Raw genomic sequence first — 25,872 nt, 5'->3', positions numbered from 1 at the left:
TATATTAACTAAAGAGCATAGTTTTGTTAATTAATAATTAAAACGAAAAGACGACTCCAATCTCGAGTCGTTCTCTGGACAATTCGTATTTCATTACTCTCATTGGAATTATGTTAACTGGTTCCATATATCCTATGGCAACATCATTAGTCATTCTTTCTACATTTAAATATCCTGACCTCTCCATACCTAATGGTGATATAATGTGCTCTTCGATATACTGACTATAAGATTCCCCACTTACGTTTTCAATTACTGCCCCAAGCAATATATATCCTGAATTACTATAATTAAATTGGCTTGCAGGCTCGAATTCAAGAGGCTTATCTTTGAATTTGTCTATATTCTCTGATACGCTAACTTGAATGTGCATGTTGCTTATGTAATCTGGGAAGTATGTAAAATTTGGGATTCCAGATGTATGGGTAAGCAATTCGTAGAGCGTAACCTTTTCATAAGGATAATCTTTTACATACTTTTTTACAGGATCATCAATATGAAGCTTACCCGCTTCTTGTAATTGCATGATAGCTGTAGCTGTAAAAGCTTTAGTCAGGGATCCGATCTGGAAGACCGTATCAGGTCCATTTATTTTCTTTTCCTCAGAATTGGCCATTTTATACCCTTTGGCGATCTTAACCTTATTATTCTTAACTAGAAGTATGGATCCAGAAAAATTCAGATTATCCATATAGTCATCAAGTTTTTGTTCAAAACTTATGATTTTCTCTTCAGGAATGTTCTCTATAACTTCCTTGTGTACTTCTGGTGGATGATCTACCTCGCTCTGAGGTGCTGAACAGGACGTAAGTATAAAGATTAGATATATGATTACTAACTTACTCATGACTTTCATCATGTTTAACAACCTCTTTCATTCCAATTTTCAACTCAACAATAACTTAATCACTGGGTCGCCTAAATCACTCATACGTATTTATGACTCGGCTTATGCCAATGTTTAATTACAAAGAACGGGTGAGAGCAAATCTGCTCTCACCCGATGTATAACTGATTCCCATATATTAAATAGACTTACTACATTAAGAGCAGATTACTTTTACAGACCCAACTTACGTCCTTTCTCCAGACGTTGAATCTGTGTCTCGCCGCTATCAGCCAATTCTCGGAATTGATTAATCGTTTCTCTCATTCTAGGCAAAGCCTCTTGCTTGTACGTGCTGATTGAATCGAGAGCCGACAACACATCCGTAAAAGCTTGTTTCATCGTGTCTACCGATATACTAGCTTCTAGCGATTGTTTCTGGATCTCAACTCCTTGATTCTTCAACAGTCTGGAAGTTCCAGCAATCAGATCGTTGGTGGTTTGATTTAAGAGCTCTATTTTTTTCAAAACAATCTTCTGATTATACAGAGCACTTGCTACGGTTACGGATATTTTCAATGCCGAAATCGTAACATTCTTAGCTCTATCTACCCCACGAATCAGTTCCTTATTGTTTCTAATGACTACTTCGATAGCCATAATCCCCTGCTGGTTGACTACTAACATCTGCTGTAAATCCATGACCCGCTGCCGTAGAGGGAACAGTACTTCTTCAGTAATGAAACGAATCTTGTCAGGATCTTCATTACGTAGTTTTGCCGCTTCGATTTGCGAATCAATTGATTCATCCATCAACATGCCAAGCTGAATTTCTTTTTGCAATCTTTTGGTCAGCTCACGCAACGTCTGTTGTTCAATCTCTAAAGTAGTGTTATCGTTCTTAAGCGTTGACTTCCCCTTATCTAAAGAGACAACAATATCCGCAATGACAACATCTGCTTTTTGATACTTAAGAAAGTAAGCACGTAACGGATTGAATAGCTTTCCGAGGAAACCTTTCTTAGCAAAGTCTATCGCACTCGGGTCCAGATCCTTCAATTGTGTGTGCAATTCAGCTAGACCTTGAGCTACTTGCCCACCTTCATCGCCTGTCTTCGAGAGATTGCCTACCGACACTTGAAGTAAAGTATTCTTATCTGAGGATGATTTCATTGTATTAAGACCAAAAGTATCAATGGACTGCAGTATTTCTTTTCGCTTATCTAGAGATTCGAAATCTAATGCCATAATCGCTGCGACGTTGTTCTCGGCCACTTCTTTCAGCTTAGCCACTTCTTCGGGAACGGGCTTAACCTCTTCTTCGATCGCTACTTTGATCTCTTCTTGACTTGGTAATTCCATTGTAAATGACATCGTAACCCTCCCTTAGCTTTTACTACATTTGGACATTAAACAAGTTTCCAATTTTATAGACTACATCATCTGTATCTGCATTTATGCTAGCTGCTTCATTAATACTAGAAATACTTTGAAGGGCTTCTATGTTGGCATTATATCCAATCGTATATATAGGAATCTTGTAGGTCTCAATTAACCCCTTGATATCCTTGAGTGAAAATCCCTCGTTCGTCTCACCATCGCTTAAGACAAAGATGATTGGCTTAACATCGGGATGAAGTGCTAATTCATCTTGAAGCATTTTTAGAGCCACGATGATTCCATCAAAAGTAGCTGTGCCCCCACTCGCTTGCAGGCTATTCACAGTACCCACAAACATCGATTGCTGATTCGTATCATACTTCCCAATAGGGAGGTTAATGGATACACCACTAGAATAAGAGACAAGACCGATACTGTTATCTTTGCCTAGATACTTTTGCCCCGATAATAACGATTCTTTCAAGCGGTTTAACGGCTCGCCTGCCATACTACCAGAAACATCGGTAACGAATACTGCTGTAATTGGTTTACTTCCATTCTTCTTTTCCTTCCACACCTTCTGGGCTGAAGATAGAAGACTACCCTCAACTACTGCAAGTTCAGACTTATATTCATCAAGATGATTGAACCCTTTTTCTGTGGCTGATTTCTGGTATTTCTCTTGCTCAACGAACTCTGCAAACTTTTGAATGATGTCCAACTTATCTGTTGGTACATCACCTAATGCGTACAACGGACTATCATGCCTCACACCAAAAGGAGTAAATACATACGCATCCTTTAAGTCAGCAGCGTTCGCAAAAGTCTGGTATTCCAAAACAAAACCGTCAAGCATCCCAGATTTCGCCGCATCACGCATTTGTAAAGTGGTAGATGCAATAAATGGCACATTAGCTTGGAATTTCTCAAAACCCTGAACAGCCTGATCACCTAAAATATTTGAACTATCAAAAGTATTAAGTGCTGTTACAAGAAAATTTAATCCTGTTGAACTTGCGAACGGATCCGTATAACCCATAGACAACTCGTTATTGGCGATGGCTTCCGTAACTGTTTTGACATTTACTGACCCGTAAGTATCTATTAGTGCATCGTATTTAACTTTGGACATAACAATACCAGGAACATTCCCAACGAGACGATTCGATACTAATTGAATATTAACACCACTCGCTTTTACCATTTCACCCCATAACTCGTTAGAAGGTGTGAAAGCGTCCGGTACATATTTCCCTGATTTGATGTAATCGGTGGCAGTACCTGACGCAATATTCCGAATCTGTACAGAAGCCGTTTTTCCGTTGATGTCTATGTTGGCTTTATTGAACTCAGTTGCCACATCCGTTAACCAGCCATCAACACCTGTACCCGACTTCTCAGTCGAAGAGAATATTTCTACATAATAATCCGATGTATTGTCTACGGTAATAGGAAATTTAGATATATCGGGTAAAGATTCTGCAACATCAATGGGATTAAGATCGATTTGTCCTTTTACTGGTGTCTCCGTAGTTACCGATATTTTGGAATAGAGCTTATTTAATCGTTCACCTGCATCTTCGACGGATACTTCTTTATCTGTTTTCCCAAAATTCGAGGTCAGATTAACCCCTATATATACAATACCGAACACCAATACCACGAGCATAACTGATAGTAAGAAAAATTTACTCTTCTTTGTCATGGGGCCACCCCTCACTGTTTATAATATTTGGTTTGCTTAATCAACATGTCTATTTCCTGCATGCATGGCATTTCTTCAATATCACCAAGCTCAAAACTATCCAATCGTGATATCTCAAGCAGTAACTTATCTAGCTTCAACAAGATTTCTTCGTTAGAACCTATAGAACTTTTTATAAAAGACAGATACTCGTTATAGACTTTTTTCTTTTCTAGAAGCAGTTCCTTAGAAAACGATGTTGCTTTGGGATTCATCACCCGCTCATACTCTGATTCATCAAATACATTGAGCCTATTCAGAATGCTTCTGATATTAAGGTAAAATAGCTTTTCTACCTCTTCCGTAACAGAGGCAAATTTCTTATAACTTAACTCTGTCGATTCAAATCTTTGATTCAGAACATTTAACAAGGTATCCTTTCGCTTCGCCATTCGTTCCAACTGCTCAAATGCAAGGGTAATATCTTTCTCCAACGGTTTTACTCGTCTATAGTGCATTAAAGCATCTTCATAGTCCTCACGCGTTTTGATTTGTTTGACTGGAATAACAATGGGTGACTTAAACAGTAGGGAATAACTTCCGTAAAGTAACACAAGCGCACTTACGAATAGCAACGTTACTCCAAATGCGGTTGAGAGCGCATCTCCGCCGATCTTAACCCCTAAGAATCCAGGTGATAGCACGAGAATATTCATAGCCACAACACCAACAATAATTCCTAGTAGCTTTATGTATTTTGAAATAGTCAATTGTTGTACCTCCTCTCCCCATTAGGAAAAACTTAGATGTTACTAAGTGCACCTATCTAATCTCAAATTTCATCCGACAGGATTGTATTTGATAACAGGTTGTTATCAGCATATGATAATATTTCTACGTAAGATTCTCGGTTTGGTAACAAACAGACTTATCTTAATTTGGAATATTCACGGATTTACACATAATGACACTATAACATGAAATATTTAACACTGATTACATTTTCGTGAATAATACGAAGCAAAACCACCTTTTTAAAAGTTATTTAAAAAGGTGGTTTTTATTACACGCGGTTACTGTGATATCTCTTTTTTAACTTCATAATGGAGTTCAACAAATTGATTGAAATGCCTTGTACCTATTAAAGAAAGTTCTGTTTGATAATTTCCCTCTTTAAATAACGGTATTCCTTTACCAATTAAAGAAGGAGCAACTGTTAGTATAAGTTCATCAATTAATTTTTTGTTTATAAAGGAATGTAATAAATCCCCTCCACCAACAATCCAAATGTTTTTCCCCTTTTCTTTTTTTAGTTTATTAGTGAAACTAACTATATCCTCATTAACGAATTTAACATCTTTAGTGTCTTCTACATGTGATCTCGTAAAAACGTAACATTCTTTATTTATATATGGGAATTCTCCTGGTTCGTGTTTCATTATCCAATCATAAGTTTTTTTACCCATTAATATGGTGTCCACAGTTTCATAAAACTCTGAATAACCATTATCCCCCTCCCCTTCAACGTTAAATAACCAATCTAAAGACTCATTTTGTGTAGCTATATACCCATCTAAACTCGTAGCAATAAACAAAACCAATTTCCGTTGATTACTCATAGTGGTCCTCCCTATTATAATAAAATGTGTGTTCGTTTATTTATTAGCTCTTATATGGTTGACACAATTTGAGACGAAAGTCGCATGTATGAAATAGAAAAAGCACCAAAGGGTGCCGGATTCACGTTTATCTGGTAATCTTTGATTTATTGTTAAATACATGCTGCATTATCATCTAGGTAAGTGAGCCGTAGGATTCCTATCTTTTAAGATATCCTCCATTCTTTGTTGAACACTAATTTTTGAATTTGAATCGGGAAGAATATAGAATGTCCCTTTTCTAATATCTTCGAATGTTTTCTTCGCTATCTCATAAGGATCCATACCATTTAACATGGCGTCTTTGTTCATCCGCTCTATGATTTTCTCCATAGGGGATACAACTTTCTTTTTAATATGTTTAACATTATCAGGGGCATTTCGATTTGAATTATAAAGTTGCGTTTGAACATACCCCGGACAAAGAACAGCGACTTGGATTTTTGAATTAACCAACTTTAATTCGTGATACAATGTTTCAGAAAGACTGACGAGGGCATGTTTCGTTACACGATAAATTCCAATTCCAGGCCCACTCTCAAGACCTACTCGCGATGCTGTATTAATGACATAACACTTCGTTTGTTGTTCAAGCATCATTGGAATAAACACCCTAATGGCATGAATTACACCCCATAGATTCACATTGAGAACCCATTCCCATTCTTCAATGGGAGTGTTCCATAATAAAGAGCTTGATTCAACTCCAGCATTATTGAATAACATATCTACACTTCCAAAAGTCTCTATGGTCTTGTCAGCTAATCGTTGAATATCTTCTTCTTTCGTCACATCAAGCGTTAAAGTAAGGATATCTACCCCAGCTAATAACAGTTCTTCTTTAACACTTGCAAGAGCCTCTTCATCAATATCAGCCAATACAACCTTCATTTCTTCTTGCGCACAATGTAGGGCAATAGCGCGCCCAATTCCACTTGCAGCTCCGGTTATGACAGCTACTTTATCTTTAAAATCCCTCATGTTCACCTCCGAAAATCATACATAGAACATAGTACGACATGTTTTTAATCCCAAAGCCGTTTGCAACTGAGTTAAAGTGTATGTTTTGATGTTCTCGGAACGAATCATTGTAATTGCAAATTCATCATTTATACCCCACATATATTCTAATGTGCATACGCCCTTTAATATAACAGGAGATATATGAAAATGATTATCTTCGATTTGAATCGTCTGATATCCGTATTTCAACCCGACACCAAAATACTTTCCCACTGCTTCTTTCCATGTCCATATCATCGTTAGAAGTTTCAACTCAGAGTGTTCTCTGAAGAGTTTCCCAAAATAGGTCAACTCCTCTTTGTTCGTAAATATTGGAGCATAAGAAATTTTCATCTTGTTGTTACACTCGATATCTACCGCTATTCTGTACATGGAATACCATATGATGACATGTGGATATGCATAACTGATTGCAATAAAAGGTAAATCACTTGTTAATTTTTGCTTGGCAATATCCTTTAACCGTTCTTTTTCAAAACGGAGTAGCCGTCCACCTGAAGTATTAATTTGAAAATAGATGAGTTGATCACAATTTGTATTTATAACAGAACATTTCACAATGTCCATTATTCTACCAGCAATTTTGGGAATGATTTGATTTTGTTAAGTTTCATCATATATATACTAGCAATAATCGCGAAGAATAATATTGTCCCTCCTATTACGATCAACACACTGGTTAGAGTCAACTGCATAGGAAGAAAAACCCTTGTTGACTTAGATAGTTCACCAAACAGTAATCCACTTAAAACAATATAGTAAGGTATCGAAACAATAATTCCTATCATTAATGGATATATATTTCCTATAATACAGACACGATTTATTTCTCTGTTCGTATAACCAAATGATTTGAACAAGAGTATATTTTTTTCTCCAGTTTTGATGGCGATTGAAATAGAAATACTTAGCAATACTCCCCCAAGTAAAATTCCTAATACAAGCATTCCTCCGGAAATACCCTTATAGTTTTCAACAGACATTCTCATTGCTTCAATAATATCACTTTGTAACAGTGTATTGCGGATATCGTTCGAATCGATATTCAAGAGTTGATTACTGTATAATCCATGATATGCTTCGGTGGGTTCTGTGAAAGATTCCCCATAATAAGCCAAAGACGTATATAACTCGCTTCCCTGTAATTCTAAGTGGGTTCCTGCAATTTGAAGTAGAATCGTATGGTCTTGATCCATAACGGACACAGTATCTCCGACCCTTAAGCTGTATTTATTGGCAAACCACTTACTAACGATAATTCCATTCTCTAGTTGTCCAGTAATATCTTTATGAGTATCATAATCGTAGAAATTAATATACTGGCTTGTGCCATTTGTCTCTAGCGCAATCAACGAGACATCTTCGCTTCCATCCGTACTATCCATCTTCATATTCCTTTTTACATATCCTTGTGCGTCCATATCTGTGAAATCTATCTTGGAGAAACTTAAGCTATTTTTAAATACGGTATTATATTTATAGTGATATTGTTCTTCAACTGCGTTTACGATCTGATTAGGGAAATTAGCCATAGCAAAACTTATAAATAGTTGAACTGCTAATGCAAAACCCGAAAAAATAATTAGACACAATACGAATAAATTTCTGAACATTATTTTATAAGATAAACTCCCTAGGAAGTTTTTGCGAGTTGTGATTTTTAACAGAATTCTTTTTAGGAGACCATTCTTATCAACATGACTGTTCCAAATAAGACGTATCGGTTGTTTGCCAAGGTACAGATAAATGACAGAGAATGAAAACGTCATAACTATTAAAAAGTAAATCGCCAATACTACGCTGATCGAAGACCAATCCATATTAACATTTAAGAAAGGTATCATCGATTCCGTATTCATAAATCTAAACAGGAATGGCTGTAATAATTCAGCGATGAGTAAGCCAATAACCACGGGAATCACTAATAATAGGACTAGCGGGATAAAACTCAACACGAGCTCAACATTTCTATATCCGATTGCCTTAAGAATTCCAAATACTTTTAAGTTCTCTTGGATCATCCTAATAAGAATTAAGGCAAGCATAATAGCAACAATCGAAGACATGACAGAGACCGAAACACCAACAATGGTTTGAAACATTTGAATTCTAAGATCAAGTGTCTTCGTTTCTGGATTATGGCTACTTTCTTGGACATAAGACGCATCATCACTAGAAATCTGTTGAGACCCATTTAACCATAATCCTGAAGTATATACTTTTTCCTCCAGATTCAATGAATCATATACCTTATCATTGACAGACACTAAGTTAGAAGATTCGGACCTATAAATTTGAAAGTTTGTGGCGCTCATATTCGGATTAACAAGGCCAGAGAAGCTGGCAATACCTTTTACCATATATTTATTGTCCAAAAATTCAAACGTGTCTCCTATACTCAGTTTCATTTCTTCAGCTGTATCCACATCGATTACAATTTCATTTTGATTTACCGCCATGGAACCTTCTACATAATAGAATTGATTTATTTTCTGATTATTTTTTATGATTCTATAATTGTTTCCATTCAAGGAAGCATATTTAGAGCGTTGTATTTCACTTTCAAATCCATATTTATTCTCTAAGGTTTTTATTGCGTTGTTATACGCGACCGGATCAGTGGTATCATATGCAGTTGAGTTCGCAATAAATTGAAAATCTTCTTGATTAAGATTGTGGTACTCTTCTTGTACGGCTTTGATATTCAAATTGATGGTTACTAACGTAAAAGCAAGAAAACTTGTGATGATTATCATAAGTTGAATGGATGAGAACAAAAATAGATTCTTGTTTAATAAATATCTAGAGCAATGTTTCATTAACATCTAGTTCACCATCCAATCTCATCAAGATCAGATGTCTGTTTATTATGTATTGTGGATAGAATTCTTCCATCCATCATTCGTATATAACGATTTGATATCTTTACCAACTCTTGATTGTGTGTAACCATAATGACGGTAACGTTATGTTCTTTATTCAAATCTAACAATAATTTCATAATCATTTTTGCAGTAGAACTATCCAAAGCCCCTGTAGGTTCGTCACAAAAAATAACCTTCGGTCCTTTAATCAGCGCACGGGCGATAGCAACACGCTGCTTTTGTCCACCTGAAAGTTGATTTGGAAACTTATGTTTATGTTCTTTCAATCCGACTTTTTCTAATATTTCATCGACTGAGCTGTTCTTTTTATTCAGATATTGACCTACTTTCACATTCTCATATACGGTCAATGTCGGTAGTAAATGATACTCTTGAAAAATAAAGGCGATATTCTCCCTGCGGAAAGCAACCATTTGCTTTTCATTGTACGAACCTAAATCATGACCCATAAATAATACATTTCCTTCGAATTCACGATCCAGTCCACCAAGAACATTTAGAAAAGTTGACTTCCCTGAACCCGAAGGACCTAGAATAGCCAAAAACTCCCCTGTGCCAATAGTTACAGTGATATCATTGAGAACTTGATGTGAAATTTCACCATTACTGTAATGCTTGTTTAAATTGTTAATTGAATACATTAGGTTAACACTCCCTCTTTTTATCAATCTTATCTAACGTATCGATGACAGTAAGTATCGATCCGTAAATTCCAAATGTAGACGACCAATGACCGACGACATAGACGCCTTCCCATACCGTAGGAATACTTTTAATCATATTAGAGATTAGATTCCCTTTAGCATCACGAACCCACCCAAAAACAGAGCCGTTTTTATTGGATGTAACCACTTCTCTATTTGATCTACCAATCGATACAGCTAGTTCTATATTTTTGTCTTCCACAAGCAGTAAAGACTTGATTTCAGCATGGAGATGAGGCAATATAATATTTTGTATTTGATCTTCGGAAATATATCGACAAACAACCGTTGCCATGAGATTGATCTGCCCTTTAGATTTATCCATTGTACTAATGATAAAATTTGGTGTTTTACCATCTAAACATGGTGAACGATACTCATTATAGTGATAAATGTATTCGTTATTAAAAAGTTTTTGAGGAATTCTATAATAAAATCTCCATGCAGATGATCCAATTTTCATTTCGTATATTTTCTCCAGTAATTTTTGTTGTCGTACATTTGTTTGTGGCAATGTCTGTAGGAGATCAACCGGATAACAAGCAATGACAATGTGATCAGTTATAATTTGCTGCCCATCATCATTATAAATATGATATTCATTGTCAGGTTTGCATATCTTATTAGCTTTAAATTTATATCTAATTATACTGTTAGAATTATCCATGTATTCCCTTAACGACTTAATAAGCGATTCTCCATAGTCTTTGAAATAATATGTTCCTCCACCATAAGTTGCAAATAATGAGAGGTAACTAAATGCAGAGTCTTCAAGATATACATCTGCATAGGAAGGTCCAATAGCCGATAACACACCTATAAGTTTAGTGTCCTGAAAATAGGTTTTTAAAAATTGTTCAAATGATTTAAACACTGTATCCATAAAAATCGATTTTATATCTTCTTTATTGTCCGCAGCTAAAGCTTGTGCGAAAGATCTTACATAATTAATAAATTTATTGATTTGAACCTCTTCATTTGGAAAGTAAAGCGTTAACTGTTTCCTAAGGTCATCTAATTTAAATGACAGATCATATCTCTTGCCATTATGAAAGATGGTTATGTCATCAGCTGGAATTAGTTCTGAAGAGATTTTGATATTTATATGTTGGAATAATTGATCAATAAACCCCCTATCTGGGATAGCTATATGATGAGCACCATAAGGAATCTGATCTTTGGTTATGTTTTGTAGATATCCTCCTAGCCTTGATCCTGATTCTAGCAAACACACATGATACCCACGTGCAACTAATAAACATGATATTAATAGACCGGATATTCCCCCACCAACTACAGTAATATCGAACTTATTCATAGGCGATAATATTGGAAAACAAACTGAATACTTCGGATAATGTATCGGTAATAAAATGGATATCCTCATCAGTAATGGTAAGTGGAGGTGCAATAATTAGACTATCGTCGCTATCCGGATATAGCAGTAGCCCATAATGAATAAGTCGTTTAGATATCAAATGTGCGATACCCCATTCACGCATCATAGGGACTTTTATTCCAGGTTTAAAAATAATAGACAGTAAAAGTCCTTTTCCACTTATGGTTAAGACAAAATCATAGTTTTGAATTAGTTTATTTAATGATTCAAACAAGATATGTCCTTTTTCATTCGCGTTCTCTACTAAGTTGTTTTCTTCTAAGAATCGAATACAAGCTAATGAAGCATTACAAGCTAGCGGATGACCAGATGTAGTGAATCCATGAGCGAGTTCGTTTCCCTCTTGAACCTTCCCTATAAAGGCATCGTAAATGGGCCTAATCACACACACTGCTCCTAATGGAACATAACCACCACTGATAGCTTTCCCTAACAATAAAATATCAGGATCCACATCTAATGATTGATAGGCAAAGTAGCTACCTGTTCTTCCGAATCCTGTTGCAATTTCATCTACAATCCACAATATCTCAAATTCATTACAAAGAGATCTTATCTTTTCTAAAAAAGAACTTGGAACCACGGATGCTTTATTGGAGAGTTGTACAATCTCCGTAATAATCGCTGATACATCTGGATTGCGTATTACCATCTCTCTTAACTCTAAGATGTGTTCATCCACTTTCTCTTCAATTTCGTCGGATGAGTAATAAAGGGGTTCCGGAAAAGGGACTTGTATAAAGCCAGCATCAAACGAAATACCTTGAATATCGTGTTCATTTCCAGACAAAAGCGTTGCACACATGGTAGACCCATGGTAGCTGTTTCTGAGAGCAATGACTTTGCCATTTCCAATTCCTTTTTTTCTAAAAGTATATTTCCTTGCTATTTTCAGAGCAGTCTCTGTTGCTTCAGAACCACTATTTGTAAAAAACACATTGGAGAAATGACCATTCGTTAGTTCGATTATTTTTTTAGCCAATAATACGGATTGCTCATTAGTTGATAGGAATAAACTATTATTATCCAGTATGTCTAGCTGTTCTTTCATAGAGCTAATAATCTGTTCAATGTTATGGCCATAACTTGCATTTAATAAGCTCGAAACTCCATCGTATATAGCATGATTCTTATCATCAAATAGATATTTACCTTCGCTTCTCTGAATAATAAGTGGCTTGTTTTTGATATATTCCTGCATCTGCATGAAACAATGCCACACTTTGTCGATATCATCATTTATTAGCAGAATAATCTCTCCTTTGCTATCGGATACTGTAGCCACCGTCTAGAATAAAATTAGCGCCATTCACACTATTATTTTGTTCGAATAAATATAACATCGTATGTATTACTGTATCCAAATCAATATATTTTTTTGGTAAACCTGCGAGTAAATGCATCCATTTAGGATTCTTCCCCACTTGATTTAGTACATCATCAACCATTGGAGAATAGATGAAGCCTGGAGATATGACATTCGAGATAATATGACTTGATGCAAAGTCTTCCGTAATAGATTTAGCAAATTGTAACAACGCAGCTTTGGAACTATTATAAGCAATCATTTCAGGAGCTACGATTGTAGCAAATACAGAGGCTACGAATAATAACTTACCATGGCCTTGCTTAATATAATTAGGAAGCATATATTTCGTCGCATAGGCGACGGACAAGAAATTCACATCAATTACTTCAAGGAATTCTTCGAAATCTTGATCTAACAAATGACCAGCTCTCGAGATGCCTGATGCAAATATCGTCCCCTCAATAGGACCGAATTCTTCAAAAATAGTAGTAATTGCTGTTTCAAGTTCCGTACGATTTCGAATATCTACATGAAAATTTGTGAAGGCTAGTGGATGTCCTTCAACTTTATTATCTAATACAATACAATCGTAATTCCGTTCCGTCAGTGCGTTGACCATGTTAGAACCGATAAAACCACAACCACCGAGAACAATCACTCGCTTCAAAGCCTCCATCAACTTATAAGACCTCCATCTATAATGATGTTTTGACCTGTGATATATGAAGCTTGTTCACTTAAAAGAAATTGAACTACATTTGCGACTTCCTCAGGTTGACCGAAACGTTGTAGCGGAATATTCTTCTTGTAGGTCTCACGAAGAGTAGGATGTAGTTTATCAGTCATGTCGCTTTCAATATAACCTGGAGATACTGAATTCACACGAATCCTTTTCGGAGCTAATTCTTTGGATAGTGATTTGGCCATTGCAATCAAACCTGACTTTGCAACACTATAATTGGTCTGTCCAGCAACCCCAACACATCCTGCGACCGAGGACATAAACACAATCGATGCCTTCTCTTTTTGCTTTAGTAGTGCTGGTATGAACGCTTTCGTTACTTTATAAGAACCAATTAAGTTGATATCAATTACTTTCATCCAATTTGCTTCAGACTGAAGAAGCATTAATCCATCATTTGTAATTCCTGCATTATTTACTAGACCATGTAGCGTCCGATGTTCCTTTGCGATTTCTTCTAATTGCTGATCCACATGTTCCGCATTAAGCGCTAAACGATAGCTTTTAACATTTTCTAACGTTTGTTCCATTTTACGTGCTTCATGTTCCGATTGGGTGTAGGTGAACGATACATATGCACCTGCGGCACTTAAGCACTCCACTATGTTTTTCCCGATTCCTCGTGTGCCACCAGTCACAAGAATATTTTTCCCTCGTAACATCTCCATCTCACTCCCTCCCAATAATGACCGTGAAATAATTCATAGATACATCCAAATGATTGACAGCAATTTTTCTAATATCTCTATTTTCATTAAAAATTTGCAATGCTAAAACGATAAAGGCTACTAAACTTGCGCCAAAAACTTCCCCAATACATGATTTGAATTCTCTAATAGATTGAAATTCTAAATGGCTATAAAACTCTTTCTCAGCTTCTTCTAATGGCGTACCTACCGCACCTAATACCACAAGATCAATATCTTCAAAATCATTTGTAACTTCCTTATATAAAAGATTCAGATTCTCCATAAATTCATTCTCATTTGCAGTTTCCCAATAGGGATTCGATAATAAGCTCATGCCATAACTTTTATAAATATATCCAAGAGCATCCTCATTAGTCTCATTCCTTAACACTAGAGCAGCGCCACACTCTGCCGGAGCATGCTTTAGATTGTCCGAATAAAAATTTTGGTACTCCATGGCAAGACCTTCGGAATATTCTTCGATTCCTGCCACTAAAATATGGTCAATCGTTTTTTTATTAAACAAAAAATCTGAGTATTTGATCGGGTTGCTCCCCATCAAAAAGGTACTGTCTCCTTTAAATCCGAAAGTAATACAAAGATGTCCTAATGATGCATTTGTAACTGTATTCGAGAAAACCATCGGACTAGCTAAATCAGGATCTCCCTTTAAGACACTCTTGGCAAATTTCAAATTTGTTTCAATTGGACCATATACGGTGTTAATAATAGTTCCAAACCGTTCTTTGTTCACTTGATTTAAATCAATTCCCGATTGTTCAAGTGCTAACTCAGCTGATTTTATGAGTACTTTAGAATACTGCGTAGTTCTTCTTAGGGCATTCCCATCGATAGAGTTTAACGTTATATTTTGAATACCATGGTTAGCCTGATCGATCTGATGATTCTGCAATATTTCGTTTGCACTCATTCCTGCAGTAGTTATTATTCCTGCACCTGCAATCTCTAACTTCATTGGTTCACTTCCTGTTCATTTGGAATATTTTCGAAATAATATCGAAGACTTCCTTCCGCAACTTTTTGTTGATCGACATAAACTTCACATTTTATATCTGCAAAATTGAAGGCCTTCGTTATAAATTGTCCTCTAACTTCAAGTTGATCTCCTGGTCTTATAAGCTTTAAAAATTTGAAGTTTTTCACGTTACTAAGATAGGAATTTGATAATACATTTTTCTTTTGTTGATCATAGAAAATGAACCCGCATATTTGGGCAGCTGTCTCAATTAAGAGTACTCCAGGAAATATTGCTTTTTCAGGGAAATGTCCAATTACCCATGGCTCATTACCGGTAACGTTTTTATAACCAATAACAGATTCCATATAACAAATCTCTTTAATTTTATCTACAAATAAAAATGGGTACCTATGTGATAATACGCTTAATATTTCTTCCCTTTGCATCATAAGGATATCCCTCTTCCAATAGTCTTTTAAGCAAATAAATTGCTTCCTTCTCCTGTTCGTAAATAAACGATGAAATATCTAAAAACTCTTGTTGTAAAATTAATGAATCATCTAGCGACATTTTATCTAATAATTGTGATAGTCTCTTCCATTCAACAGATAGAATGGCATATTTTTGACTTACGATGTTGAATTCGTTGTCTAAATGATATCGTTCCGATGAATTTTTAATAAAGCGACTATACATGCGTCTAAAATTACCTCCACCTGTTCCCAACTTTTCAAGAAGAAAACTTGCAGTCTGATAATTTTGTCTTCTAACATCATCAAACGAATTCTTGGACCATAACTTAACCTCACGGAAGAACATCCGAATGCCTTCCAAACCCATTTTAAAAGCAAAAGGATGTAGCATTCGGTAAACCATCGTCTCCACTGCTAAGAAAAAAGTGAATTGGTCACATCGAATATCTATACCAGCTGCAGGTAGCATGACTCGCCAACCATTTCTTGGGGCATTGGATGAATTATCTAACGAACGGGATAATTTATATAAATCTAAAGGAACTGCTTTTACATCTATAAATCGATCATCCAATAAATAAGCATGCTCATGATCATATCCAACTAATACAGCATTGTGCAGACCAAACCTAAATCCTTCATCAAAATAACCTTTGTAATATGGGAGAAACTCAATATTTAAATCTACGATCACGGGAATATCTTGATCGATATACTCTTTATTCAAAATCCATGTGTGATCAAAATCATCTGAATACCCTTGTTTATAATCAATGCCAAGTAGATAACATAGATTCAACTCTAGGCTCTCATTTCGACCACTGACAAAGTAACCTTCATTTTTGTAATACTGATATATAAAACCTAACCCTGATGACATTCCAAATACATCTGTCTCTGAAATTTCTATGTTATTACTCTTTAGTACGGTTGTTATTGACCGTGTACAACAATTGACGCCAATGGAGTGATTGTCTATGACATGATTCAATATCATCAACTATCCAGCCTCCAATGCATGTACAATAAAATAATGATAAGTCTGTTGATTGTCATGATTTGAATCATAGTCATCATCGTAGGGTACGAGTTTTTCTAGCTCATAATCGACCATAAAGACCTCGGCTTTGTTCTTGTAATGAACATAATCATTCTTAACGTCTGATAACACATTTGTGAATTTAAATTGATAATCCAAATTCATTTTTTCAAAATACAACGCACAATTTACATTAGTGAACTCCCAAGAAAGATCACTCTCTTCATTTGAAAATTGTAATAACTCCATATTTCTTAATGAAAACTCGAGTAATAATTCTGATCCTAATTTCTCCGATTGAATAATAGATTCCAGATGATTTTCGATGTCTTGATAGTATAATTCGTTATTTATGTTTTGCTCTTCTAACAAGCCTTTAATAAGAACATTGAATTTTTTCCACATGTGGTGTAGTTCACTGTAAATATTTTGTACCTTATCTAGTTCCTCAGAATTGGAAAAAGAAGTTCTTATCTTTTTTAGAAACCTTAAATAATTTATGCGATAAAAACTCCCGCTTCCTGCTTTCGAACATGATAGTTGGAACATATAGATATTCCGTTTTCTCTTGTCGATATCATCTTCTTTAAACATCAACTCAATCTCTTTATGGAATCTACGAAGAGCCCTCATTCCTGTATAGGTATTTGTGGAATATAAGAATGTTTGCATATTGCTTCGAATACATTCTAGTAACTTCGTCTTTCCTACCTCTTGATCAATCGAAGTAACATCAAAACAATGAATTCTTCCTCTCGATGGAATGATTGCCTCATCTTTTGGGAATACAGATTTCATGAACTGATCGATATCCATTGTTAAAGGATTTAGGCTGTAATTATCTAAAAAATGAACTTCGTCGTCTATACGGGTCACATTTATGGTGTGATTCGTGTTACTTTCCATGACTACATCAAAAAATTCGTTAAGATCAGTTTGAAAGATGATATCCAAGTACTCTTTAATTGATACTTCAACAACAACACTGCCATGGGTAGCCAACCTGAGTTTAAGTTCGTCCATAAAGTTATTTTCATCCACGGACACAACAATATACTTAAATTTCAAGGCCGTCGCTAATTTGATATATGCATCAAGATTGGTACCCCAAAACGTATGAGTCTCTCCTGATAGAGGTAGTTTGGTCATATCATATTGGAAATCAAAACTTCTCGATAAACCAAATAATAGATCATCATGGATGCTAAATTTATTTTGTATCCTCATCGTATTAGAGAAAGTAGCTATTAAACATGAAGGGTGCAATGAACGATCCATTTATTTATTAGCCTCCATTTCTAAATGATTCATCATATCCAATTGGACCTTTAAATTAGAATCTGTCGTCATGAGGATGCTTGTCATATGTTGAATCGCTTCATTTCCTATCAACCATCTTGACTGCTCTTTTGTTCGATTAAGAATCGTATAATAATAATGTAATATTCGAATGTTGTAATTATGGATCATCTTAGGTTTTGACATATCAGGGAAGTTAAGAAGGATAAACTCGTATTCTGTCTCGGAATTATCTGTAGCGAGGATTGCATGATATTCATTTGTTATGGGATGAATAATGATTAACTCATCGTTTGTTTCGTTGTAACCTACACAGAACACATAGACATGTTCACAAGAATGATCTTGTAAGCCAAGTACACTCATATTTATTTTAACTAGAGGTACAGATAGTCTCATTTTCATATTACGTAGCAAGTAATGTTTGAAATGGTCAACATTTCTGAAACAGAACTGTTCGTAGTAGAGACCTAATCCATATGAAAGTAATTTATGTGAATCTATCTTTCTTAGTTCAGATCTCTTTTCAAACAAATCATAAATCAAGTAACCACGGGTATTATACATAATTTCTATGATTGAATTATTTCGTAAACCTGTATATTCCAACAGAGTGAACATCGCATGAAAGTAAATATCGTCTGGTTCCCTAAGTACATACCCTACTTTTTTCGAAAAGTATATATTACTCAATATCGATCCCCTCCAGAAACCAAGCTGGAATTTCATACTTCAACTTATTCTGATATAAAAAGACATGTACAGTTTTTCCGCTAGCACACAGGGTCTTTCCATTAAGAACGCGATATTCGAACACAATTTTATTGCTCTTAGTAATTGAAAAATCTAAACGGATCTCAAGTTGAATGGTATTGAACGGAATAGCTTTTTTATATTTACAATAACTTTCTATTACCGGAAATTTAATATCCTTTCCAGAAATAATATCTTCATCGAACTGTAATACTTCTCTAGAAAATTGAAATCTGGCTTCTTCAAACCAGTAGTAGTATGCAGCATGATGAAATATGTTATATGCATCAGAGTCTGAGAAACGAGGATAGAAATAGTATGAATAGCTATTCATATTGTGTCGCCTTTTCATTCCAATGATTAATAAAAATAGGAACTGAAGTAAACCATGCATATCCCCAGTGATTGTAGAGTGACTTACTCATTAGTTTAGTAGATAATTTCATAGCCTGTTTCGCTGAAAGTGCCCAACGTGTACCCGTTCCTTGATTAAATCCATATCCATTCTGATAATCTTCTGGTGTATATATATTATGCATCTCGAAATCTGGCGCAATATTTTGCAGCTTGTCTACTAGTTTTTCATGAAGTTCCTCAAACTCAGTAAAATCCTCTGGAATGGATACATCCAATTTGAATATTTGAGGAGAATCCACTTCAACGAAATCGTAGGGCCACAAGAACAAGTTAAGCGCAAATTCATCCATGTTAACTTTAGTAAATAAAACAGAACTCAACTTTAGATCAGAGGAGTGAAACACAATACTGTAATTTGTATATGATAGATCCTTATATTGCGCATTATCATCATCGACAAATGTACAGATCTCTACTTCTTCCAAGGTCTCAGTTTCATACTCTCCCCTATAGTGATGAGCTGACATCCAGAATTCCGGCATTTTATGCATATCGAAGAGCTGTTTATACAAATATCCTGCCATCGTATTGAATCCAACATCGCCTCTATACGGTTGTAATAACACAAACAATTCACGGAGTTCTTCATTGGATATATGCTGTTCAACTACCTCCATGAAGTTCAATTCAGCATATTTAATCGTGTGACGTAATGTCATGAATTTCTTCCAATCTAAACCCTCGATGATAAACTCAAACCATTCTTGTCCTACCTGCTGAATAATCCCTTGAAGGATGGTAAGACCATCAGATTCTGTAGGATATCGTTGCATCAAATGTTTAAAAAAAATATCATATGTATGAATCGGGAACTGTAAGCTTTCATCATTTATTTCGATGTGAAGTATGTTTACTTTTTCTTTGGAGAATTGGTGGTGCAAATTGGCTTGAGTTAGATAATATCCCAAATAACCATTGCAATCATTTGCATAAAAAAGAGGAATAGGCTTATCTTTCGTAGTTGTTATTGTTGTAATATTCGGTTCAGTTGAAAAGGCATTTTGTTTCCATTGATCAATTAGGTACGCTGTAATCGGATTGCATTTAACTATCAAACCTATTCACATCCTAATGTAATTTTTCCATATAGTCATAAGGAAGATGACCATATCTTTTCAAAACAATATTAGTTGCCTTAATTCCTTCCTCCATTGCTCCCATTACGCCAGCATGAAGTGACGTCCATTGGCTTCCAAAAGTAATATTTCGTAAACTTTTATTGATATTTTTATGACGTTTCGAACTTAATACGAAATTTTTATTCTTTTGATATCCGATTGTTGCACCGTTCGTATTTAAGGTATAGGAATAGTAGGTTAGTGGCGATGCAATTTCTTGGATATAAATATAATCCCGTATGTTCGGAATTAATTCAGATACGATGTCAATCAATTTGGCTCCAAGCTCTGCCTTCACTTCTTCATATAGTCCCAATTCTTTGCACTGTTGAAAATACTGCATGCTACATGGCAATCCAATACACACTTGTGATTTTCCTTTGGGTGTACTTAAAGGATCTTTACTAAATAAACCACTTATAAAAAGAAATCCCGAGGTTGGAACTAGCGGTTCTTGAACTGAAAGAAGATCCCAAGTCTTGTTTGCTAGTGAATAATATACGGTTTCTGATGGCAAACATAGGTCCTCATAAGAACAATTAAGTCCTAACCAAACGGAGAAACTCGATTCGGATATCGCATAATCTTGTTTTTTGAAATCATGAGTAATATTAGAATTCAACAACTTATCATAAAAGAAATTAATATCTGAAGCGACGATGATTTCATCAAAGTTTTCGTAATTATCTTTGTTTGTTTCAAATCTAATGCAGACACCTGAATCGTCAATTTCTAGCTTGGTTACCTCTTCCCGCAAACGGACTTTCCCACCATACTGAATCAAACGCTCTTTCAATCTGCCTATCATTCTTGGAGCTCCACCAATAGGCAATTGATCTACCACATCGGGTTTAACGGCTTTTAGACTAACGGGGATGACTAAGGCAATGTTATCGCCTGTGAAATCCAATGTTGCCATGATCATATCTTTTAGCCTTGTTTGATCTCCAAAATATTTGTCCAATAGTTCACTAATTGTCATTTTTGAAAACTCAATATATGTTTGTGCTTCTGAAACTTTTAAATTTTTGATGCTATACCCAGATTCGAAAATTTTCTCGAATAACTCTCCGACATCCTTCATTTTTGTGAAGAAATCAGTAAGCATTTGAGACGATTCAGGAAACTTCTCAATAAGTTGGTGTTCTGGATTTCCACCAGATATGATTGCACCAGAATCTTCAAAGATATACTGCGATGTCGAAAACATTTTTTCATCATTGCCAAAAGTGATATCCATTACTTCCATTAAGCCATTCCATTGAGAGGGGATTTTATATATCGAAGTATGAAATTCAAATCCTTTTCTACGAAAGCTATGTCCATATCCGCCCAATCTGTAATGCCGCTCAAATACCGTAGTTCTGTAGCCTTTTTGAGCTAGTAACACCGCAGCTGTCATACCAGCAAATCCTGAACCGATGATCGCCACGTTTTTCAATGACTCATCCTCCTCAATAGAATACTGGCGGTGTTCCCACCGAATGCGAATGAATTTGATAGTACATATCCCACTTCAAATTCAAATGAATCTCCTTCTACTAGAGTAAACTTTTCATTTGTAACCATTCTTGATTCAAACCGTCTTGAAGCGGGAATAAAACCTTCATTTAATACTGCAATGGCTACAGCCAATTCCACTGATCCAGCAGCTGCTAGACAATGGCCAAAAATAGATTTTGTCGATGAAATGAATACCTGATCTTTCTGATCCAGCTCTTTAAATGCATCTTCTATTCCCTTAAGTTCCATATCATCATTAATCATAGTTGCCGTTCCATGTGCATTGATGTAATCAACTTTTTTTACCGCATCGAGTGCCTTGGACATCGTACGACTTGCACCTAAACCAGAAATATCCGGAGTAGTCATATGATAGGCATCATTTCCAATACCGTATCCGGTAACCTCTGCATAAATTTTCGCATTTCTTTTCATAGCATGTTCATATTCTTCAAAGATGAAAAAAACTGAAGCTTCACCAATATTGATTCCATTTCTGCGTTCATCGAATGGCTTACATATATCACTACTAAGAGATTTCAACGAATGAAAACCTACACATGCAAATAATGTTAGTGGATCTGCACCTCCTACTACTGCAATATCCGCACTATCATTTAATATACAATCATAGGCAATACCTGCTGCTGCAGTTCCTGATGCACAAGCTGTCATCGTTACATAGCTTTCACCGATAATCCCAATCTTCTTTTTTAAATGAGTTAGAAATTGCGGAATTTTAGCTAAGTAGGGATAATCCCTTTTCCCTTCACTGAATGCCATGATTTTTTCATTTCCGGCTAAGGAAGTAGCAAAACTAAGTATGGCCCTTGATCCTTTTTGATGAAGATAGCCAGCATTAATTCCTGTCTGATTAAATAATTTGTTTATTGTGTTATCAAGTATGTTGTCTAACCGTTCTTTTTCATTTGAAGCATCAAATCTATCAAATTCCAAAGGGATTTCGCCAACTTTATTGGTGCGTAACTTTATCGTATCAAATATCGAGCAATCTTTAATACCGGATTCTCCGGTTCTTAATACTTCAACAAAATCATCATAAGTTGTGGAGTTTGCGCTCAGTACTTCAACACCTGTAATTACGACCCTTTTTTTCATCGCTTGTACCCCTATCTCAGACTTAATTCATTCAACCGTAATCTGCTGTTCACGAATAAATTCAGCGATAGTCCTAATGCTCCGAAATACAGCCATGTTTTCATCACTAACCTTAATACCAAATTCTTCATTCAATCCAACGACAATTTCTAATGCATCCACTGAATCTAGTTGCATCCCTCTTCCTTCTTCATCAAATGAAGCAAAGATGGGATCATCGTAATCTATATCTTCGAACCGAACATCCTTTAATTCAAGCCTATCAACAATTAATTCAAACACCTTTTTTTCTATATTTTCCATAATATTTTCCTCCTATAGTAAAATTTATTTTAATATAAATAGAATAACACATAAGTGCACATTATTGTTTAATTCTTCTAATATTTCATAATATTTATTATTAATTAAAATTTTATTAATAGATCGTTTAATATAATGACTTGACCTATTGGTAATTACATCTTTATCACACAAAAAAACCTATGAAATACTAACATTATTGTTAGCACTCCATAGGCTCATTTGTTAAATTACTTTCGTTGTCCAAGACTCGCAATTCCAGATGTCTGTTGCGATATCCTGATAGAACTCAGGTTCGTGAGAAATAAGAATAATACTTCCTTTGTATGCTTTCAAAGCACGCTTGAGTTCTTCTTTCGCATCTACGTCCAAGTGGTTCGTAGGCTCATCTAATACGAGTATATTTGACTCGCGATTAATCAGCTTACATAGTCGCACTTTTGCTTTTTCTCCACCGCTCAGAACAGCGATCTTACTCTCAATATGTTTCGTGGTTAGCCCACATTTCGCAAGTGCAGCACGTACTTCGTATTGTGATAATGAAGGGAAGGTCTCCCAAATCTCTTCAATACATGTATTATAGTTGCCTTCCTTCATCTCTTGTTCGAAATAACCAATCTCTTGGTTGTATCCAAGCTCAATCGATCCAGTTAATGCAGGAATCTCACCTAAAATACTACGTAACAGCGTGGTCTTCCCAATCCCATTCGCACCAACAAGCGCCACTTTCTGTCCTCTTTCCATCTGCAAATCCAATGGTCGTGACAAAGGACTATCATAACCGATCACTAGGCCCTTAGCTTCAAAAATAACCTTTCCAGCGGTTTTCCCTTCCTTGAAGTTGAACTGTGGTTTCGGTTTATCTTTCGAAAGCTCAATAACATCCATCTTATCTAGCTTCTTCTGTCTAGACATCGCCATGTTACGCGTAGCTACACTGGCTTTATTACGGGCCACGAAGTCTTTCAGCTCCGATATCTCTTGTTGTTGACGATTATAGGCAGATTCAAGCTGCTGTTTTCTCATCTCGTAGACCTGTTGGAATTGATCGTAATCACCAACATAACGGGTCAACTTTTGATTCTCCATATGATAGATAAGGTTGATAACGCTGTTCAGGAATGGCATATCATGCGAGATTAGAATAAATGCATTCTCATATTCTTGAAGATAGCGTTTCAACCATTCAATATGTTGCTCATCTAGATAGTTCGTAGGCTCATCGAGGAGTAGAATGTCAGGTTTCTCTAGCAATAGCTTCGCAAGTAAAATTTTCGTGCGTTGCCCACCGCTTAGATCATTTACGTCACGATCAAGTCCAATATCTGTAATACCTAATCCGCGAGCCGTCTCTTGTACCTTCGCATCGATCAAGTAAAAATCTTGACTTGTTAGCGTATCCTGAATTGTTCCTACCTCTTCAAGCAACTTCTCCAATTCTTCTGGAGTAACATCGCCCATTCGGCCATACATATCGTTCATCTCTTGCTCAAGATCGAACAAGTATTGAAACGCACTTCGTAATACATCTTGAATCGTTAATCCCTTGGTTAGAACAGCATGCTGATCTAGATAGCCGACCCGAACCCGTTTAGACCATTCGACTTTCCCTTCATCAGGCTGCAACTTATCTGTAACAATATTCATAAAAGTAGATTTACCTTCGCCGTTTGCGCCGATCAATCCGATGTGCTCGCCTTTCAGTAGACGGAATGAAACATCCTTGAAGATAGCACGATCTCCAAAACCATGACTTAATCCTTCAACATTTAATATGCTCATGAATAGACACCTTTTTAGTTATATTTTTATCGTTATATTATAAGCAGAATGATGTAAAAACTCAATGGGAGAAATATTAAACTCATCTCTATTTTTTGATATTTAATCTTCATTAGACGAGCTTAATCTAAGAATAGTTGTAGGAAAATTGTGCGAAGGATGAACTTTCTATATATTGCGCAAACTGAAATTATCTTATAGATTCTTGACGGCATTTATACCACATGATATAATTTCGTTCGGTTAATAATTTATTCGTTAATTATTAAGTAGTTAACTAAATTTTTATGAATATACTTATTTCCGACTTAATTATCTAGGGGGTCAAATTTTGGCTGATCATGAAGATTTTTATGAAATCTCCTCTTTGTTTACTAACATTATAAAAGGAATCACCCAAGACTGGAATAAACAAGGACACGAATTAAGTATTACACATTGTAAAACGCTCTATAGGTTATCTAAAGACGGACCTCAAAAAGTATCCCAACTAGCTTGTTCTCTCAACTTCACATCTGCAGCTATCACAGGTATAACAGATCATTTATTTACTGAAGGCTACGTGAATAAAGAGCGCGCAGAAAATGACCGTAGAGTTGTTAATATAACGATCACCAAGAAAGGAGAAGAAATGGTCCAAGGACTAAAGGAGAATCAACGAGAACTTGTAGGTTCATACTTTAAGACACTGCCCGATGAAGATGTTGAGCATCTGAAAAGGATCTTTACAACATTAATATCAGGTAATAGATAAAGAAAAAATTAGAATAATGGTGGGGAATAACTTA

Annotated in this window: 25 protein-coding genes; 1 reads left to right on the top strand and 24 read right to left on the bottom strand. The window is 35.7% G+C overall.

Annotated elements, in window-relative coordinates; all coding sequences use genetic code 11:
* Positions 1-37: 37 nt before the first annotated feature.
* From LPB68_RS00750 to LPB68_RS00635, 24 genes are all read right to left on the bottom strand, one after another.
* Positions 38-859, bottom strand: a complete 822-nt coding sequence (locus tag LPB68_RS00750) for a serine hydrolase domain-containing protein (protein WP_068655005.1) — start codon at positions 857-859, stop codon at positions 38-40.
* Positions 860-1,060: 201 nt separating this feature from the next.
* Positions 1,061-2,200 carry a toxic anion resistance protein gene (locus tag LPB68_RS00745; RefSeq protein WP_068655007.1) on the bottom strand — a complete coding sequence of 380 codons (1,140 nt, stop codon included), beginning with the start codon at positions 2,198-2,200 and terminating at the stop codon, positions 1,061-1,063.
* 22 nt (positions 2,201-2,222) lie between these two features.
* Entirely contained in the window at positions 2,223-3,911 is a 1,689-nt protein-coding gene (locus tag LPB68_RS00740; RefSeq protein ID WP_068655009.1) for a vWA domain-containing protein, read from the bottom strand.
* 11 nt (positions 3,912-3,922) lie between these two features.
* Complete coding sequence (locus LPB68_RS00735; protein WP_099458645.1) at positions 3,923-4,660, bottom strand: hypothetical protein; 738 nt, start codon at positions 4,658-4,660, stop codon at positions 3,923-3,925.
* A gap of 303 nt (positions 4,661-4,963) precedes the next feature.
* Positions 4,964-5,509, bottom strand: coding sequence for a dihydrofolate reductase family protein (locus LPB68_RS00730; protein ID WP_068655011.1), 546 nt, complete (start codon positions 5,507-5,509; stop codon positions 4,964-4,966).
* Between the two features lie 171 nt (positions 5,510-5,680).
* Entirely contained in the window at positions 5,681-6,529 is an 849-nt protein-coding gene (locus tag LPB68_RS00725; RefSeq protein ID WP_068655013.1) for an SDR family NAD(P)-dependent oxidoreductase, read from the bottom strand.
* 15 nt (positions 6,530-6,544) lie between these two features.
* A complete protein-coding gene (locus LPB68_RS00720; protein ID WP_068655015.1) occupies positions 6,545-7,138 on the bottom strand; it encodes a 4'-phosphopantetheinyl transferase superfamily protein in 594 nt (197 codons plus the stop codon).
* Positions 7,138-9,396, bottom strand: coding sequence for an FtsX-like permease family protein (locus tag LPB68_RS00715; RefSeq protein ID WP_068655017.1), 2,259 nt, complete (start codon positions 9,394-9,396; stop codon positions 7,138-7,140). The genes LPB68_RS00720 and LPB68_RS00715 overlap by 1 nt, the downstream gene beginning before the upstream one ends.
* 5 nt (positions 9,397-9,401) lie before the next feature.
* On the bottom strand, positions 9,402-10,097 hold the full coding sequence (locus LPB68_RS00710; RefSeq protein ID WP_068655019.1) for an ABC transporter ATP-binding protein: 696 nt from the start codon (positions 10,095-10,097) through the stop codon (positions 9,402-9,404).
* 4 nt (positions 10,098-10,101) lie between these two features.
* On the bottom strand, positions 10,102-11,478 hold the full coding sequence (locus LPB68_RS00705) for a phytoene desaturase family protein (RefSeq protein WP_068655021.1): 1,377 nt from the start codon (positions 11,476-11,478) through the stop codon (positions 10,102-10,104).
* Complete coding sequence (locus LPB68_RS00700; RefSeq protein WP_068655023.1) at positions 11,471-12,766, bottom strand: aminotransferase family protein; 1,296 nt, start codon at positions 12,764-12,766, stop codon at positions 11,471-11,473. Before LPB68_RS00700 ends, LPB68_RS00705 begins: the two co-directional genes overlap by 8 nt.
* A 58-nt stretch (positions 12,767-12,824) precedes the next feature.
* On the bottom strand, positions 12,825-13,544 hold the full coding sequence (locus LPB68_RS00695) for an SDR family NAD(P)-dependent oxidoreductase (protein WP_068655025.1): 720 nt from the start codon (positions 13,542-13,544) through the stop codon (positions 12,825-12,827).
* Positions 13,544-14,278, bottom strand: coding sequence for a 3-oxoacyl-ACP reductase FabG (gene fabG, locus LPB68_RS00690; protein ID WP_068655026.1), 735 nt, complete (start codon positions 14,276-14,278; stop codon positions 13,544-13,546). The genes LPB68_RS00695 and fabG overlap by 1 nt, the downstream gene beginning before the upstream one ends.
* 1 nt (position 14,279) lies before the next feature.
* Positions 14,280-15,275 (bottom strand): beta-ketoacyl-[acyl-carrier-protein] synthase family protein, encoded by a 996-nt coding sequence (locus LPB68_RS00685; RefSeq protein ID WP_068655028.1) that lies wholly within the window; start codon positions 15,273-15,275, stop codon positions 14,280-14,282.
* Complete coding sequence (gene fabZ, locus LPB68_RS00680) at positions 15,272-15,724, bottom strand: 3-hydroxyacyl-ACP dehydratase FabZ (protein ID WP_068656596.1); 453 nt, start codon at positions 15,722-15,724, stop codon at positions 15,272-15,274. Before fabZ ends, LPB68_RS00685 begins: the two co-directional genes overlap by 4 nt.
* Positions 15,687-16,748, bottom strand: coding sequence for a BtrH N-terminal domain-containing protein (locus tag LPB68_RS00675; RefSeq protein ID WP_232510179.1), 1,062 nt, complete (start codon positions 16,746-16,748; stop codon positions 15,687-15,689). Before LPB68_RS00675 ends, fabZ begins: the two co-directional genes overlap by 38 nt.
* 3 nt (positions 16,749-16,751) lie before the next feature.
* The gene (locus LPB68_RS00670; RefSeq protein ID WP_068655031.1) at positions 16,752-18,068 is read right to left on the bottom strand and encodes a DUF4872 domain-containing protein; all 1,317 of its coding nucleotides are present in this window, start codon (positions 18,066-18,068) and stop codon (positions 16,752-16,754) included.
* Positions 18,069-18,782 (bottom strand): hypothetical protein, encoded by a 714-nt coding sequence (locus tag LPB68_RS00665; RefSeq protein ID WP_068655033.1) that lies wholly within the window; start codon positions 18,780-18,782, stop codon positions 18,069-18,071.
* Positions 18,775-19,176, bottom strand: a complete 402-nt coding sequence (locus tag LPB68_RS00660; protein ID WP_068655035.1) for an acyl-CoA thioesterase — start codon at positions 19,174-19,176, stop codon at positions 18,775-18,777. Before LPB68_RS00660 ends, LPB68_RS00665 begins: the two co-directional genes overlap by 8 nt.
* On the bottom strand, positions 19,169-20,314 hold the full coding sequence (locus tag LPB68_RS00655; RefSeq protein ID WP_068655036.1) for a hypothetical protein: 1,146 nt from the start codon (positions 20,312-20,314) through the stop codon (positions 19,169-19,171). The genes LPB68_RS00660 and LPB68_RS00655 overlap by 8 nt, the downstream gene beginning before the upstream one ends.
* 13 nt (positions 20,315-20,327) lie before the next feature.
* Entirely contained in the window at positions 20,328-21,809 is a 1,482-nt protein-coding gene (locus LPB68_RS00650) for a phytoene desaturase family protein (RefSeq protein WP_232510180.1), read from the bottom strand.
* Positions 21,810-21,814: 5 nt separating this feature from the next.
* Positions 21,815-22,999: a beta-ketoacyl-[acyl-carrier-protein] synthase family protein gene (locus LPB68_RS00645; RefSeq protein WP_068655040.1), complete on the bottom strand. Its 1,185-nt coding sequence runs from the start codon at positions 22,997-22,999 to the stop codon at positions 21,815-21,817.
* 27 nt (positions 23,000-23,026) lie between these two features.
* On the bottom strand, positions 23,027-23,302 hold the full coding sequence (locus LPB68_RS00640; RefSeq protein ID WP_068655042.1) for a phosphopantetheine-binding protein: 276 nt from the start codon (positions 23,300-23,302) through the stop codon (positions 23,027-23,029).
* Positions 23,303-23,527: 225 nt separating this feature from the next.
* The gene (locus LPB68_RS00635; protein ID WP_068655044.1) at positions 23,528-25,084 is read right to left on the bottom strand and encodes an ABC-F family ATP-binding cassette domain-containing protein; all 1,557 of its coding nucleotides are present in this window, start codon (positions 25,082-25,084) and stop codon (positions 23,528-23,530) included.
* A 331-nt stretch (positions 25,085-25,415) separates the two neighbouring features.
* Between LPB68_RS00635 and LPB68_RS00630 the strand changes: the two genes are divergently transcribed.
* Positions 25,416-25,838, top strand: a complete 423-nt coding sequence (locus LPB68_RS00630; protein WP_068655046.1) for a MarR family winged helix-turn-helix transcriptional regulator — start codon at positions 25,416-25,418, stop codon at positions 25,836-25,838.
* The last annotated feature ends 34 nt before the right edge of the window (positions 25,839-25,872 follow it).

The organism is Paenibacillus crassostreae (genome assembly GCF_001857945.1).
Classification (GTDB): domain Bacteria; phylum Bacillota; class Bacilli; order Paenibacillales; family Paenibacillaceae; genus Paenibacillus_AQ; species Paenibacillus_AQ crassostreae.
This window is presented reverse-complemented; position numbering and strand designations above follow the sequence as displayed.

Bases quoted from the DNA above. Each gene is read 5' to 3' on its own strand.
- LPB68_RS00750 (WP_068655005.1), bottom strand. From the start codon at position 859: ATGATGAAAGTCATGAGTAAGTTAGTAATCATATATCTAATCTTTATA.
- LPB68_RS00745 (WP_068655007.1), bottom strand. From the start codon at position 2,200: ATGTCATTTACAATGGAATTACCAAGTCAAGAAGAGATCAAAGTAGCG.
- LPB68_RS00740 (WP_068655009.1), bottom strand. From the start codon at position 3,911: ATGACAAAGAAGAGTAAATTTTTCTTACTATCAGTTATGCTCGTGGTA.
- LPB68_RS00730 (WP_068655011.1), bottom strand. From the start codon at position 5,509: ATGAGTAATCAACGGAAATTGGTTTTGTTTATTGCTACGAGTTTAGAT.
- LPB68_RS00725 (WP_068655013.1), bottom strand. From the start codon at position 6,529: ATGAGGGATTTTAAAGATAAAGTAGCTGTCATAACCGGAGCTGCAAGT.
- LPB68_RS00720 (WP_068655015.1), bottom strand. From the start codon at position 7,138: ATGGACATTGTGAAATGTTCTGTTATAAATACAAATTGTGATCAACTC.
- LPB68_RS00715 (WP_068655017.1), bottom strand. From the start codon at position 9,396: ATGTTAATGAAACATTGCTCTAGATATTTATTAAACAAGAATCTATTT.
- LPB68_RS00710 (WP_068655019.1), bottom strand. From the start codon at position 10,097: ATGTATTCAATTAACAATTTAAACAAGCATTACAGTAATGGTGAAATT.
- LPB68_RS00705 (WP_068655021.1), bottom strand. From the start codon at position 11,478: ATGAATAAGTTCGATATTACTGTAGTTGGTGGGGGAATATCCGGTCTA.
- LPB68_RS00700 (WP_068655023.1), bottom strand. From the start codon at position 12,766: ATGCAGATGCAGGAATATATCAAAAACAAGCCACTTATTATTCAGAGA.
- LPB68_RS00695 (WP_068655025.1), bottom strand. From the start codon at position 13,544: ATGGAGGCTTTGAAGCGAGTGATTGTTCTCGGTGGTTGTGGTTTTATC.
- fabG (WP_068655026.1), bottom strand. From the start codon at position 14,278: ATGGAGATGTTACGAGGGAAAAATATTCTTGTGACTGGTGGCACACGA.
- LPB68_RS00685 (WP_068655028.1), bottom strand. From the start codon at position 15,275: ATGAAGTTAGAGATTGCAGGTGCAGGAATAATAACTACTGCAGGAATG.
- fabZ (WP_068656596.1), bottom strand. From the start codon at position 15,724: ATGCAAAGGGAAGAAATATTAAGCGTATTATCACATAGGTACCCATTT.
- LPB68_RS00675 (WP_232510179.1), bottom strand. From the start codon at position 16,748: ATGATATTGAATCATGTCATAGACAATCACTCCATTGGCGTCAATTGT.
- LPB68_RS00670 (WP_068655031.1), bottom strand. From the start codon at position 18,068: ATGGATCGTTCATTGCACCCTTCATGTTTAATAGCTACTTTCTCTAAT.
- LPB68_RS00660 (WP_068655035.1), bottom strand. From the start codon at position 19,176: ATGAATAGCTATTCATACTATTTCTATCCTCGTTTCTCAGACTCTGAT.
- LPB68_RS00645 (WP_068655040.1), bottom strand. From the start codon at position 22,999: ATGAAAAAAAGGGTCGTAATTACAGGTGTTGAAGTACTGAGCGCAAAC.
- LPB68_RS00640 (WP_068655042.1), bottom strand. From the start codon at position 23,302: ATGGAAAATATAGAAAAAAAGGTGTTTGAATTAATTGTTGATAGGCTT.
- LPB68_RS00635 (WP_068655044.1), bottom strand. From the start codon at position 25,084: ATGAGCATATTAAATGTTGAAGGATTAAGTCATGGTTTTGGAGATCGT.